Raw genomic sequence first — 13,665 nt, 5'->3', positions numbered from 1 at the left:
GGCCCGCGCCCGGGCAGCTTGCCGGCTGCCAGCTCGGCGCAATCGAAAACCTGAACTAGCCGCGTCCGCCGAGGACTGATTGATTAAGGGCACACGGCCCATTTGTTTTAACCAGCCCTGGAGGTGGATATGTCGGATCATCACACTTACAAGAAGGTCGAACTGGTTGGTTCGTCCACCTCGAGTATCGAAGATGCCATCAACAATGCACTGGCCGAAGCAAGCAAGAGCATCCGCCATCTGGAGTGGTTCGAGATAACCGAAACCCGCGGTCACATTGCCGATGGCGCAGTGGCCCACTACCAGGTGACCCTGAAGGTTGGTTTCCGCATCGCCAATAGCTGATCGCGGGCCTTGGTGGTCGCAGGGGCTTGCCATACCGGCAATCTGCGGCTTTATTGAGTCGGGCCACGTCAATGGCGCCCGGATGTGTTCACTGCTACGAGGGAGCGTTTGTGATGAAGAAAGTGTTGTTTGCAGCAGGCCTGATGGCGCTCGCTGGTTCGGCCTTCGCGGCCAAGGACTGCGAGGAACTCAAGGGTGAGATCGATGCGAAGATCCAGGCCAATGGTGTTTCGTCCTACACCCTGGAAATCGTCGACAAAGGCAGCGTGACCGATCGCCAGGTGGTCGGCACCTGCGCTGCCGGTAGCAAGGAAATCGTCTACCAGCGCAACTGATGACGATGGTAGAAAGCCGGCACGCAGCCTTTTGCGATGCCGGCTTTTTACTGCCTGCAATTTGCCACGAGGTGGCCTGGATCGATTGGCAGGCGTAGGATAAGACCTACTGTTTTACTCGGATAAGGCCTCGGCGTTGTCCATCAGCAAGGATTCTCTTATGTCTGCATTGGCGAAACTTCCATTCTCCGTTCTCGATCTGGCGCCGATCCGCGACACCGGCAGCCCGCAGCAGGCGCTGCACAACTCCCTGGCGCTGGCCAGACACGTCGAATCGCTGGACTTCCAGCGCTTCTGGGTCGCCGAACACCACAACATGGACGGTATCGCCAGCTCGGCGACCGCCGTGTTGCTCGGCTACCTGGCGGCCGGCACCTCGCGTATTCGCCTTGGCTCGGGTGGGGTGATGCTGCCCAACCATGCGCCCCTGGTGGTCGCCGAGCAGTTCGGCACCCTGGCGACCCTGTATCCGGGCCGTATCGAACTGGGCCTGGGGCGCGCGCCCGGCGCCGACCAATTCACCGCCCATGCCCTGCGCCGCGAACGCTCCGGTAGCGCTGACGATTTTCCCCAGGACGTTGCCGAGTTGCAGCGCTACCTCGGCCCGCGTACCGCGGATCAACGCGTTATCGCGGTGCCCGGCACCGGTACCAACGTGCCAATCTGGTTGCTGGGCTCCAGCCTGTTCAGCGCCCAACTGGCCGGTGAGCGTGGTTTGCCCTACGCCTTTGCCTCGCACTTCGCGCCGCGTTACGTGCACGAAGCGATCCGGGTCTACCGCAATGCCTTCACGCCCTCCGAGGTGCTCGACAAGCCCTACGTGATGCTTGGTGTCCCGCTGCTGGCTGCCGATACCGATGAGCAGGCGCAGTACCTGGCGACCTCCGCCTACCAGCGCATCCTCTCGCTGATCCGTGGCCAGAGCCTGGTGCAGCGCCCTCCGGTGGAGTCGATGGACGGCTTGTGGCTGCCCCATGAGCGCGATGCCGTGGGCAGCTTCCTCGGTATGGCAGTGATCGGCGGGCCGCAGAAGATCCGTGCGCGCCTGGAGGTTTTGCTGGAGCAGACCGAGGCGGACGAGCTGATCTTCACCTGCGACCACTATGATTTCGCCGACCGCCTGCACGCCTTCGACATCCTCGCCAGCCTGCGCTGAGCGAGGCCCCCTTTGGGGCAAAAAACTCGAACTTGCCTGGCTACTGTCTCTCTGAACTCTGTATCCCTCATCAACAGGAGCACAGAGATGAAGAAGACAGCATCGGCCCACTGGCAGGGTGGCATCAAAGACGGCAAGGGCACCATTTCCACCCAGAGTGGCGTGCTCTCCGAGCAGCCCTACGGCTTCAATACGCGCTTCGAAGACAAGCCCGGCACCAACCCGGAAGAGTTGATCGGCGCGGCCCATGCCGGCTGTTTCTCCATGGCGCTTTCCAAGGAGCTGGGCGAAGCGGGCATGACCGCCGAGAGCATCGATACCAAAGCTGAAGTGACCCTGGACAAGCAGGATGGCGGCTTCGCCATCACCGCCGTGCACCTGTCGCTCAAGGCCAAGATTCCGGGTGCTGACCGCGCCGCTTTCGAAAAAGCGGTGGAAACCGCCAAGACCGGTTGCCCGGTATCCAAGGTACTCAACGCTGAAATCACCCTGGAAGTGGTACTGGAAGCCTGATCGGCTCCTGCCTGCCATACCTGAGCCGCCTTGCGCGGCTCAGTCGTTTTCATCCCTTTAGATCAAAAACTGCCGCAGCGCATATTCTTGCCCTGCGCCAATTCGTTGCGGTCGGCATCGTAGAGCACCGCCTGGGCACGCATTGCCGCCGAGCGGGCCTCGACGCGATAGCGCTGACCAGCCTTGAAGTCGTCATAGCGAATGCGCACATCACAGGTCAGCTCCTGTGGCTCGGATACCATCGACGAGCCACCGCCGCCGGCGATCTCGAAGCGATAGCGCATATCCAGCTCATGAGCCCCAGGGGTCACCTGAAAGTAGCGGCCGTCATTGACGCGCTGGCGATCCAGCCGCTCGGCCATCAGCAGGTCGATACCTTCACCCTTAAGGTCGATCCAGGCCATGTTCGGGTCGGCGGGTGGCAGCGGCGACGCGCAGGCACCTAGGAGCAGCAGGCTGGCAAGCAGGAGGGGCTGGCGCATCGAAGAGTCTCCAGTAAGCGGGTTCTGCACATGCAGCAGTATCGCGCAAAGCTGCCGCGACTTCGCGGTAGGATGAGGCGCTTACTCCTTACATGACGATGGCCATGCTCGAGCAGTGCACCTCTCTTCTTGTCGACCTGTCGCGCCGCGTTGCGGTTCCCCTGCTGGCGCTGCTGCTGAGCGGCTGCAGTACCGTCGATTACTATGGGCAACTGGCCCGTGGCCAGCTGCAATTGCTTAACGCGCGGCAACCGGTGCAGGAGCTGATCGATGATCCGGCCACCGATGCGCAACTGCGCCAGCGGCTGGTGCTCTCCCAGCAGGCGCGACGCTTTGCCAGCGAGCAGCTCCGGTTGCCGGACAATCGCAGCTATCGGTTGTATGCCGATCTCCAGCGGCCGTTCGTGGTGTGGAACCTGTTCGCCACCGAGGAATTCTCGCTGCAACCGCAGCTGCACTGTTTCCCCATTGCCGGCTGCGTAGCCTACCGCGGCTTCTATCAGCAGAACCGGGCCCGTGGCGCTGCGGCCCTGCTCGAGGCCCAGGGTTTGGATACCTACCTGGGCGGCGTGGAAGCCTATTCGACCCTGGGCTGGTTCGATGACCCGATCCTCAACACCATGCTGCGCTGGAGCGATGAGCGATTGGTCGCAGTGATCTTCCATGAGCTGGCGCACCAGCAGTATTACCTGGCCGGCGACACGGCGTTCAACGAGTCCTATGCCACCTTCGTCGAGCAGGAGGGGCTGCGGCAATGGCGCGCCGCACGTGGCCTGCCGGCCGCCAAGACACTCGGCGTGCAGCCGCGCGAGCAGTTCAGCGAGCTGGTACTGGCCAGCCGTGGGCGCCTGGAAAAGCTCTACGCCAGTGGCCTGGATGCCGAGGCGATGCGCGCCGGCAAGCAGGCCGAGTTCGAGCGCCTGCGTGCCGAGTACCGGCAGCTGCGCACCAACCAATGGAACGGCGTCGGTTACTACGACGGCTGGATCGATGGCCCCTTGAACAATGCCAAGCTGCTGCCCTTCGGTCTCTACGACCAGTGGGTTGCGGCGTTCGCCAACCTGTTTGCCGAGGTGAATGGCGACTGGCCGGCATTCTACCGACGTGTCGCCGAGTTGGGCGCTTTGCCGCAAACGCAACGGCTTATACAACTGCAAGCGCTGGACGCTGTCCCAGATTAGGGTCTGAACCAACTACACGCAGAGGATGGTCGTGATGAGAAGATGGATGGCAGTGATGCTGGTGCTGGGCGTAAGCAGCGGTGCCTGGGCGGCACCCAAGTCGTGCGAGGAACTCAAGCAGGAAATCGAGGTGAAGATCCAGGCCGCGGGCGTAGCCAGCTATACCCTGGAGATCGTGCCCAACGAAGAGGTCGAGGACGACGCCATGGTCATCGGCACCTGTGACGGCGGCAGCCGCAAGGTGATCTACCAGCGCAACGACCTGACTGGCTCGCGCATGATGTAGGGCTGCTACTTCTTCAGCCGGCGAACGCCTGGTGCAGCTGTGCCAGCGTCTGCACGTGGTGAGCCGGGCGCTCACTGCTCAGCTCTTCCAAACTGCCAAATCCGTAACCGACCGCCACTGCCTGCACGCCGTTGCTGCGGGCGCCGATCAGGTCATGCTTGCGGTCGCCAATCATCAGCGTGTCGGCCGCCTCCAGGCCTTCCTGTTCGAGCAGGTGGGCGATCAGCTCCACCTTGTTGGTACGCGTGCCGTCCAGTTCGCTGCCATAGATGGCCTTGAAGTACCGAGCGAAATCGAAGTGCCGGGCAATCTCGGTGGCGAATACCGTGGGTTTGCTGGTGGCGATGTACAGGGTGCGGCCCTGCGCCTGCAGCAGCTGCAGGATCTCGATCACCCCGTCGAACACCTGGTTTTCGTACAGTCCGACCTCGCGGAAGCGGTCACGGTAGTGATTCACCGCTTCCCAGGCGCGCGCTTCGCTGAGGCTGTAGGTGTGCATGAAGCATTGCAGCAGCGGTGGGCCGATAAAATGCTCCAGCGCGACCAGGTCGGGCTCGTGGATGTCCAGTTTCGACAACGCATATTGCACCGAACGGGTGATGCCTTCACGCGGGTCGGTGAGGGTGCCGTCGAGGTCGAAGAGAACGGTGCGCTGCTGCATGTTGGGAGTTATCCACTGGCCTGAATCGGTGCGGATTGTCCCGCACCGCAAGGTGCTCCGGCAACTCAGGCGGGCAGCGGGCGGTAGATCCAGCGCAGGCTCAGGTGGGTCAGCGGCCACAGCAGCGCCAGCAGCAGGAGGCCGAACAGCACCATCAGCACCAACACCAGAATTTCCGAGCCGGCATACAGCGCCACCAGCAACACGAAGCCCAGCACGCCGGCCACCAGCAGCCAGCTCACCATGCACGCCAGTACGCTCGCCAACAAGCGGCCTACCGCCAGCTGCGGTAACTGCGCCGGCAGGGAGCGGTGGGCAGCGATCAGCGCCACCAGGCCGTATACCAGGCCGATGGCACTGCTGAGTCCCAGCATCCACTCCATGCCGTAGGGGCTGATGGCGGTGGAGGGCAGCAGCGTCAGCAGCTTGGTGTACAGCACGATGAACAGCAGGCCGAAGGCCAATGCGGTTTCGCCACGGCTCACTCGGGTGAGCCCGGTCTGGAACTGGCCCGTGCGGCGCATCAGGTGCAGGCTCAGCCACAGCGGCAGCAGGGTTGCCAGCATGAAGGACACCAGGTTCAGCGGCAGCATGAGCAAGGTGGGCGAGATGCTGCGGGCATTTTCATACAACCAGGGAGAGACCTGCGCCCACAACAGGTTGTAGAGCAGGCCGACCACGAAGATGGCCACCAGGTAGAGGCCGACGAACAGCGCGATGAGCCGCGCCGGGCGACTCACATCAACCACATCGTGACGTTGCAGGTAATAGCGGGCGAGCAGTAGTGCACTGCAGCCGTCGACCGCCAGGGCGCTGAGCCAATAGGCCGCCAGCTGCCACAGGTTGTTCAGATAGGCCTGGAAATACTCCGGCTCCAGCGTCAGCCACATGATCAGCCAGTGGATCATCAGGCTCGCCGTACAGCACGCCAGCGCCGTGAACAGCAGGCGCATGGGCAGGCGTGACGAACGTCGACGCTCGGCCTGGCCGATGACGGGGGAGGGGTTGCTCATGGTGATGTCCTTTTGCGGCAACGCGGCGCCAGCAGGGTAGGGTGAAAGGAGGGTGCAGAGCAGCGGCTAGTGCGTGCGGCCATTTCAGCGAGACGGCGGCGGCAGCCATTGCGAGCGACCGAATCGGCCACGCAGCCAGGTGAGCGGCCACATGAAGGCCGACAGGATCAGCAGATACTCGACGAAGCGAAACGGCACCACTATCCAGCTGCTCAGCTCATCCACCTTGTGGCCGCTGGCATCGACGAAGCGGAAGTCGTAATTCACCCCGGTGCTGCCGCCGCCGTGGGTGACGATCTCCCGGGTCTCCAATTGCGCGCCAGCCGGGGCGAACAGCCACTCCAGCGGTTTGTTGTAGAGCGTGTTACCGCGGGCATCGAGGAACATGCCGACATAGGCGGTGATGGCAATCAGCATCGCCGCCGCCATCGGCTTCGCCCAGGTGATGCGGGCCTTCCAGGCAATGGCGCTGAACACCAGCAATATCGCGGCGCTGGCGACCCCGTCGATGAAGATCGCACCATTGAAGAACAGATAAAAGGCCAAGCCGATCAGGCAGAAACCGCCGATCACGGCGGCGGCGATGGCAAAGATGGAAATGACGGTGAGAAAGCTGGAGCGTGGTTTTTTCATGGTTGTGAGTGTAACGGGCTTACGGTACACCTCTAGGTAAGCGTGGTAGCGTCGGTCAATGCTGGGGCATTGTGCTACCCGAGAAAAGCTTTTTGGCATCCCAGCAAGGCCCAGTCTGAATCGCATTCTGTATGGATTGGAACCGATAATTCGACGCAGTCAGGGCTTTTTGAGTGTTGAAAAAAGAGCGAAAGTTCCAATGCTCAATCAAGATGAACCAGGTCTGCTGGGTAATGTTTATGTGTACGGAATGATGAATCTTCAATACCAAATAATTTCACAACCAGTGCTGCTTCAAAACACCAGTAGCCGACATAGCCGGTGTCCTCGCCTTTATGGGTATCGTACCAAGCAGCGAGACTCTTATTGCCTTTGTACCAGCCATCGAGAAACTTCTTGATCAGCCCTGGCTGCTCTTTAGGCGCAGCATCGAGTGCTCGCAGCAATAGATCGTATTGCTTGGGGAAGAGTAGGTCGTTGGAGAGGTTACGCTGGCTATCACCGAGTTTCACTGCGATACGATCCAGTAGCGCGTCTTGATTGGCATTGTCGATCAAAGCAAGGGCACGTTCTATGTAGGCAGCTTCCATTCCGGTGCAGAACGCCAGAGAAAGCCACCATAGGAAATCAAGGTAATTGTCGAAAGACAGCTTCTCAAACTGAAAGCGTTTCTGCTGTTGGTCTTCAGGAAGTGCATTACACATGGCTTGTAGCTGTTCCCGCATAACGAGTAGGTTGCTCACATCACTCGCTAGGTCAGCAATCTTGTCGCCGCGTGAGTAGCCCATTACGGTTACCCCGAGCGCCTTATTCCACAAGTCGGCAGCTGCGGTTACCTTCCCATAGGGAAGCGGTATTCCTCCAGAGTCGAGACGATCCTGCTTCTGCCGCATTCTTTCCCGGTCATATGAAATCCATTTGTTGAAGTACTCTTCATTCTTTAATGTGTCGCGTTGCATCTGTCCGTTCCTCTAAGCTCAAAATTCCGGTACTTTCCCGGCGTTGCCCCGGATCACATTACCCGAACTGTCAATAAGTCTTGGTGTTACGTTGCCGGCCTCATCCACCCTAAGCAGAACCTTTTGAACGGTGCCGGCATCCATTGCATCTCGGATCAGATCCGCTTGCTCTTTGCCTACTGCGCTATCGAGGCGTTTCATAACCCAGGCATCATCCATCTGATTTGTACCATCGGCCAGAGCTTTACTAAGTTTTGAAGAGCCATATTTGACTTCGGTAATTACATAATCTGGCGGAGGAGCCGGGTTTTTATACACGCCGTCGATACCGTTCTGTCCTGGCTTGTACTTCCCGTCTGTCTTACCTAACGGCTCATAACCCTTGCTCAGCATGACGTCATGCGCGGCTCTTTCCCCGCTTGCCGCCTTGATATGTACACCTGGTCCTTTCGCCTTCGCCGCATCTCCGGCCTTTGCGATATCGGCCGCCTCATCGATAGCACGCGCGCCGCGTGCTGCTTTGCCGAGCGCACCTGCGCCCTTTGCCGCTGCTCCGAACGGTATAGCCATGGAGGCGATCGCACCGCCCCTTTGCGCATCGCTGGTCAGCTCGAACAGATCATCGGCATAGCCTGAGCTCATCATCTGGCTCGCCTGCCGGGCGAGCTCATTGGCCTTGGCCAGATCGCCAGCCTGATGGGCAGCAACAGCTGCCTTTTCCATGGCGTTGGCACGCACGGCAACTGGGGGGATACCGGCGACAGATGTGTATTTGCTGGCCACGACGCCCAGGTTCCACAGGTCGGTGGGCAGATTGCCGATGCCCTTCAGTACGCCGACGCCGGTATCCAATGGATTGTCTGCACTCGCTTCGGCGATACGCTTGGTGCTGCTCCAGGCGCCGGAGCCGAAGTCCTTGGTCTTCTCCCACAGCGAGCGCTCGTCGGCTTCTGCGGCGAGCAGCGCCTGCAGTTCCGGGTTGGCTTCTTTGTCGGGTGCTCCCGCTTGGCTATCCGCGCTGCGCTGGGTGGTGACGACCTTGCCCAGCGCGCCGCCGATGCCTGCACCGTTGCAGTTGACCAGACAGGCGCTGTCCTGGCGCACCAGCGGTATGCCGTTGACCTTGACGTCGTTCTGGCCGCTGAGAAACTTGACGTAGCCGCCGCCCAGCGAGGTACCGGCCACCACATGGGAGCCGGCATCCCCCTGAACGCCCTTGTGTAGGTCGCCGACCCGGTATACCGGCACGCCCTGAGCTTTGACGTCGGGCGACGACTGAGTTTGGTTGCCGATGGTGGCGAAGCTGTCGAACGGCACCACGGCATTGCCGACCTTGCAGAAGTCGGGCACCGAGCAGACCGCTTTCCACTCGTGGCTGTCGTTGGCGGCGTGGCGGGCGTTGCCTAGCAGATCCTTGCCGTCTTTTGTCGGCTTCGATTCGGCCAGTTCACCGTCCTTGAAAATGCCTTTTTCGTACAGCTCCTTGACCTGTCTTGCAGTCTTGTCGAAGCTCTCCCGCTGGCCTGGAAAGTACTCGCCGTTGCTGGCAGTGAAGGCTTCCCAGGGGTGGCCGCCACGGGCATACAGGCTATCCAGATTGTTCAACGCGTTTGCAGCTTGCTCAGCGTTGTCGATACCGAAGTTCTTACGAAACAGGTTGGCGTTGTGGTGCGGGCCCGCGACGATGTCGATATCAAGCGCCATGCACGTCTTCCTGCACCAAGGGAACGTCCAGCGTACCAACCGCCAGCCGTCGCCAGGGCTCGCCACGCTCGAATGTGCCGCGCCAGATCAGTGAGACCTGCCGCGCATCCAGGTCGATGGCCACGGTGTCGAGCACCAGCGGCCCTTGCTGGCAATGGCCACTGGTGGTGGTCAGGGATGCCAGCGCCAGCACACCTGGCAGGCGGAAATGGGTCAGGCCCTCGGGCAGCATGCCGAGCAGGGAGATGAATTCGTCGCCGCTGAGGTAGCCGGGCTGGATCAGGTCAGGCGGTGCAGCCTGGTAAAAACGCTCGTCGAAATCATCTGGCAGCAGCGGGTAGCGCTCACGCTGCCAGTGCTCGTCGTAGGTGCCGGCGTATTGCAGGCGTGCCTGGCTCCAGCGGGCGAGGGGTGCGAGGCCTTGCGGCGGCAGAGCGTCATAGGGGCTGACGATGGGCGCCTCGACATCCTCGATCTGCGGCGCCGGCAGTTCGCTTACGCCTTCGAGCCATTGGCGTATCTGCGCCTGCGCTTCGGGCGACACGGCTTGCAGGTCGGCCTCTGTGGGCAGCCAGCCGCACCCGGCTGGATTCTCGGGGTTATACACCCGCTCCGCCTCGCCCGGCTGGCTGGTCATCACGCTGTAGCAGCCGCCGAAGGCATAGCGGTAGTCGAGGGGCACCTGGGTCACGGCCTCGGCGCTGCTTAGGCGCCATGCCTGTCCCTGGCGTTCGAAGCGCCGTGGGCCATGCAGTTGCAGCAGCTTGCGCCGAGTGCCCACGCGGATACCGGCGAGCCAGCCTGCCTGAGCGACTCCGCCTTCACTGCGCGCCGTACCGGTGACGTAGATATCGCTGGCCGGTTTGAACAGCAGCAGATCGCCTTCGCAGCGCAGCACGCTCTGCAGGGGATTGGCCTCGGGGTGGCCATTGTATTCGTCTGCATAGACGATGGGGGCCTGTACATCGGCCCGTTGCAGCGGTTGATAACCACCGCTCAGCGCGAAGGTACCGCGCAGCACCAGCACGTCGTAGACGACACCGCCTGGGCCGGTCTTCTCGAACCAGGCATGGGGAAAGCCGCTGCGGTTATCGATCTGCACGTTGCGTCCGTTCGCCCGGGGTCAGGATTGGTCGGGTATCGATGGCGCGGTGACGAGCGACACGCTGTGCAGGCACTCGGGGTTATTCTGCTTGAATGCAAAGCGCAGCTGGCCCCAGGGACGCACGCTCTCCCAAACGCTTGTTTCGTTTAGCGAGCGGCCACGCGGAGCCGAGACCAGAAGCAGTTCACCATACTGCGCTTCGATATCATCGCGGCCGATGCAGGCACCGCTCAGAAACAGGCCGACGGTACTCTGGCGGGCAGCATGCTCCTTGGTGAGCACGGTGAAGCCGGTCTGCGCAATGCGCACGTTGTCCAGCAGGGCCACTTCGCCGCCCACCCAGCGAGTGCGATGCTTATCCTGCTTGTCCAGCTGCAGAGGGCTGCCGAGCGTCTGCTCGATCTTGGCCTTGGTCAGTGGCGCTTGTTGCGCCAGTTGCTCGATGGTTTGCCAGAGCGTGAAGGAGGCTTGGTTCATCCGTTCGTTCTCGTTCGTTGTGGAGCAGGCCGTTGTGCTCGCTACCAGCAAATAGGCAAAGAGCCTGAAAAAAAACCGCTTACTTGCCGACGTTGTCGTCATACCAGCTGCCGTAGTAGTCGTTGTACGTGACGTACTGGCCGTCGACCTTGACCGATGAGGTTTCGCTGCCCCACAGACGGCCGACCGCCGCGCGTGCAGCCTCGCTATTGCCGTTGCTGAGCAGCTGATCATAGGCGGCGTTGTAGCCGGCATGGTTGGTCGGCGAACCGTTGATGCCGATGTCGGGACCGCCGCTGGCGATGATTTCGCGCTGCACCTTGATATTGTTCAGCACCGCCGCACCTTCGTCCTTGAGTGCGCCATTGACATATGCCGTCTTGGAGGACAGGTCTTCCTCGTACGGGTTGGTGGCATGCCCCACTTCATGGGCCAGTAACTGCGTCACCGTTTCGGGAGAGCTGCGCATGTCGCCATCGATGACGATCTTGCTGATATCCCCCTCCTGCGTGACGAAGGTGCCTTCGCCGGCAGGGCCATACTCGATATCCCAGCCGTCTTCTTGCAGCGTGCGCAGATCTTTCTGCAGCGAGAGTGATTGCGCGGCGAGGCGATCCACCGCATCTCCCAGCCCGGTGGTCACCGCAGTGGGCGTCTGAGCCGCGGGCGTGCTGCTTCTCAGCGAAAGGCTGCCCTGGGCTTCGGCCCCTGGGCGCTTGTCATTGCCCTGGGCCGTTGGGCCTGCTTGTGAGCCGAGCCCGCGCACGACCCCGGCGATGGCCGCCAGCGCGCCCACCTGGGCGCCAGGCTCCAGCTTGCCGCTGTGCTCGGGGGCAGGTTGTGCAGTGCCCGAGTTGAGCAGGATGTCCGAAGGCGCATCGGCGTGCAGGTACTCCTGCGCCTTGAAGTGGATGTCCTTGGCGCTGAGGTAGATGGCATCCGGCGTCAGCGTCAGTTGTGAGCTGCCGACCTTGAATTCGATCTTGTCGCCGGCCGACACGGCCCAGGTCTTGCCGACGAAGTCGGTGCGGTTCATGCCCACGGCCGAGAACATGGCCATGCCGACGTTGCGGTTATAGCCCAGGCCGACGTTGGTCATCTTCGCCATGCCGATGCTTTCGACCTTGAAGCGACCGATGTTGACCGTCTTGTTGTGGCCAATGCTGTAACGCTCGTTGCGGGCGATCTTCTTGGTGCGATTGGCGCCCACGTCGACGGTCTCGTCACGGCCGATGGACTTGCTGCGATCACGGCCGACGGCATGGGTCTCGTCCTGCTCGACGACGATGTCCTGGTTGCGTTCGGCATGGATGTACAGCTGTTCTTCGCCCTTCTTGTCCTCCATGCGGATTTCATTGAACTGAGCGGGCGTGCCGCCCTTGCTCGAGCGGCTCTTGATGCCGCTCTGGGTGGCGTTGGCCGGAAGGTCGTAGGGCACCGTCTGTTCGGCGTTGTAGACGCGGCCGGTGATGATCGGCCGGTCGGGGTCGCCTTCCAGGAAGCTGACGATCACCTCCTGGCCGATACGCGGAATCTGGATCGCGCCCCAGTTCTTGCCCGCCCAGTTCTGCGACACGCGAATCCAGCACGAGCTGTTCTCGTTGGACTGGTCGTGGCGGTCCCAGTAGAAATGCACCTTCACGCGGCCGTATTGGTCGGTCCAGATTTCCTCACCCTGGGGGCCGACCACCAATGCCGTCTGCGGGCCCTGCACGATGGGCTGCACGGTCAGCGGTAGTGGGCGGAACACCTGGCTGGCATCGATGCAGTCGAGGCGGCTGTCGAATTGCAGCGGTTCATCATGGGTGTTGTTCTCGAAGGCTTCCTGAACGATCTGGTAGTCGGCACTGACGGTCAGGTATTCGCGGTTCTGATCGGCGCGCGGGTAACCGGTCATGCTGAACAGGTGGCCGGAGCCGATGCCGCGGGCGTTGGTACGCAGCTGAATGCGCTCGTACTGGGTCTGGATGGCCTCGATACGGTTGCGCGCGTATTGCTCGCCGTCCTTGCTCTGCACGTATTCGCCGGGGTAGTCGAACAGCGGATGACCGGCGTTGCTGTGCGGGCGCGAGACGATAGAGCGCACTTCCAGGCGGGCGCTGGGGCGCTGGAAGTCGTAGTCGTTGAGCTCCAGCGAACCGGGTTGTACCTCGTGGTCGAGGTGCCAGTCGTAGATGTGATCGCGCTCGCGCATCTGATCTTCCAGGGGGAAGAACGGTACGCTGGCGTAGCCCGGTGCTGCTCGATGGGCACCGTAGGCGTCGCACAGCACCAGCACATGGCGGGCCTGCTCGTGGCGGAAGTAGTAGTAGATCCCTTCCTGCTCGAGCAGCCGGCTGACGAAGTCCAGGCTGGTTTCACGGTACTGAACGCAGTAGTCCCACTCGCGGTAGGTGCGCGTCAGCGCGTCTTCGAAGTCGGAGAAGCCCAGGTCGCGAAACACCTGCTTGACGATGTCGGGCACCGTCTTGTTCTGGAAGATCCGGCAGTCGGAGGTTCTCGATAGCAGCCACAACCAGGGCTTGAGGGTGACCCGGTAGCTGGCGAATTGCCCGCTACCGGCTGCCTGGCTGCAGCGCGCGGCGATACCGTGAAAATAACGGTCGCTGCCGTCGGCCAGTTGCACGGTCAGGCCCATCGGCTTGCCGAGCAAGGCGTTGAGCGGTAGCGAGTGATCCTCGGATATCAGCGCCAACTCGTAGGCGAATGGCCGGCTGAGCTCATCCCGGCCTTCCATGCGGCGCAGCACCAGCACGTCACCACCCAGCGGGCTGGTGACGATGGCCATGCGTGCATCCTGAGTAATTGCCATCAA

General features: G+C 61.7%; 14 protein-coding genes and 1 pseudogene. 6 read left to right on the top strand and 9 right to left on the bottom strand.

Features of this window, described 5'->3' with window-relative positions; genetic code table 11:
* Positions 1-129 precede the first annotated feature (129 nt).
* From BM154_RS15590 to BM154_RS15575, 4 genes are all read left to right on the top strand, one after another.
* The gene (locus BM154_RS15590; protein ID WP_013789361.1) at positions 130-345 is read left to right on the top strand and encodes a dodecin; all 216 of its coding nucleotides are present in this window, start codon (positions 130-132) and stop codon (positions 343-345) included.
* 113 nt (positions 346-458) lie between these two features.
* Positions 459-680 (top strand): DUF1161 domain-containing protein, encoded by a 222-nt coding sequence (locus BM154_RS15585; protein WP_074885945.1) that lies wholly within the window; start codon positions 459-461, stop codon positions 678-680.
* 160 nt (positions 681-840) lie between these two features.
* The gene (locus tag BM154_RS15580; RefSeq protein ID WP_074885943.1) at positions 841-1,836 is read left to right on the top strand and encodes an LLM class flavin-dependent oxidoreductase; all 996 of its coding nucleotides are present in this window, start codon (positions 841-843) and stop codon (positions 1,834-1,836) included.
* An 87-nt stretch (positions 1,837-1,923) separates the two neighbouring features.
* Positions 1,924-2,349: an OsmC family protein gene (locus BM154_RS15575; RefSeq protein WP_074885940.1), complete on the top strand. Its 426-nt coding sequence runs from the start codon at positions 1,924-1,926 to the stop codon at positions 2,347-2,349.
* Positions 2,350-2,411: 62 nt separating this feature from the next.
* Here BM154_RS15575 and BM154_RS15570 read toward each other — a convergent pair whose 3' ends face one another.
* A complete protein-coding gene (locus BM154_RS15570; protein ID WP_074885937.1) occupies positions 2,412-2,831 on the bottom strand; it encodes a PA0061/PA0062 family lipoprotein in 420 nt (139 codons plus the stop codon).
* 104 nt (positions 2,832-2,935) lie between these two features.
* Between BM154_RS15570 and BM154_RS15565 the strand changes: the two genes are divergently transcribed.
* Together BM154_RS15565 and BM154_RS15560 are read left to right on the top strand one after the other, a co-directional pair.
* On the top strand, positions 2,936-4,012 hold the full coding sequence (locus BM154_RS15565; RefSeq protein ID WP_074887113.1) for an aminopeptidase: 1,077 nt from the start codon (positions 2,936-2,938) through the stop codon (positions 4,010-4,012).
* 34 nt (positions 4,013-4,046) lie between these two features.
* Positions 4,047-4,298, top strand: a complete 252-nt coding sequence (locus tag BM154_RS15560) for a DUF1161 domain-containing protein (RefSeq protein WP_074885934.1) — start codon at positions 4,047-4,049, stop codon at positions 4,296-4,298.
* 13 nt (positions 4,299-4,311) lie between these two features.
* Here the strand turns inward: BM154_RS15560 and BM154_RS15555 are convergent, their stop codons facing one another.
* The 8 genes and pseudogenes from BM154_RS15555 to BM154_RS24440 form a co-directional block, all read right to left on the bottom strand.
* The gene (locus BM154_RS15555) at positions 4,312-4,959 is read right to left on the bottom strand and encodes an HAD family hydrolase (RefSeq protein WP_074885931.1); all 648 of its coding nucleotides are present in this window, start codon (positions 4,957-4,959) and stop codon (positions 4,312-4,314) included.
* A gap of 65 nt (positions 4,960-5,024) precedes the next feature.
* On the bottom strand, positions 5,025-5,972 hold the full coding sequence (locus BM154_RS15550) for a hypothetical protein (RefSeq protein WP_074885929.1): 948 nt from the start codon (positions 5,970-5,972) through the stop codon (positions 5,025-5,027).
* Positions 5,973-6,056: 84 nt separating this feature from the next.
* Positions 6,057-6,605: a hypothetical protein gene (locus BM154_RS15545; protein WP_074885926.1), complete on the bottom strand. Its 549-nt coding sequence runs from the start codon at positions 6,603-6,605 to the stop codon at positions 6,057-6,059.
* 203 nt (positions 6,606-6,808) lie between these two features.
* Complete coding sequence (locus BM154_RS15540; protein WP_074885923.1) at positions 6,809-7,564, bottom strand: PoNe immunity protein domain-containing protein; 756 nt, start codon at positions 7,562-7,564, stop codon at positions 6,809-6,811.
* Between the two features lie 18 nt (positions 7,565-7,582).
* Complete coding sequence (locus tag BM154_RS23945) at positions 7,583-9,268, bottom strand: DUF4150 domain-containing protein (RefSeq protein ID WP_074885920.1); 1,686 nt, start codon at positions 9,266-9,268, stop codon at positions 7,583-7,585.
* Complete coding sequence (locus BM154_RS15530) at positions 9,258-10,370, bottom strand: DUF2169 family type VI secretion system accessory protein (protein ID WP_074885917.1); 1,113 nt, start codon at positions 10,368-10,370, stop codon at positions 9,258-9,260. The genes BM154_RS23945 and BM154_RS15530 overlap by 11 nt, the downstream gene beginning before the upstream one ends.
* A 21-nt stretch (positions 10,371-10,391) precedes the next feature.
* Positions 10,392-10,952, bottom strand: a complete 561-nt coding sequence (locus tag BM154_RS15525) for a hypothetical protein (RefSeq protein ID WP_139225468.1) — start codon at positions 10,950-10,952, stop codon at positions 10,392-10,394.
* An 853-nt stretch (positions 10,953-11,805) separates the two neighbouring features.
* Positions 11,806-13,662, bottom strand: a pseudogene (locus tag BM154_RS24440) (type VI secretion system Vgr family protein); the annotation flags it as partial.
* Positions 13,663-13,665 lie beyond the last annotated feature (3 nt).

Origin of the sequence: Phytopseudomonas argentinensis (assembly GCF_900113905.1) — a bacterium.
GTDB classification, from domain to species: Bacteria; Pseudomonadota; Gammaproteobacteria; order Pseudomonadales; family Pseudomonadaceae; genus Aquipseudomonas; species Aquipseudomonas argentinensis.
Note: the sequence above shows the minus strand (reverse complement) of the source record. Positions and strands in the feature narration are given on the sequence as shown.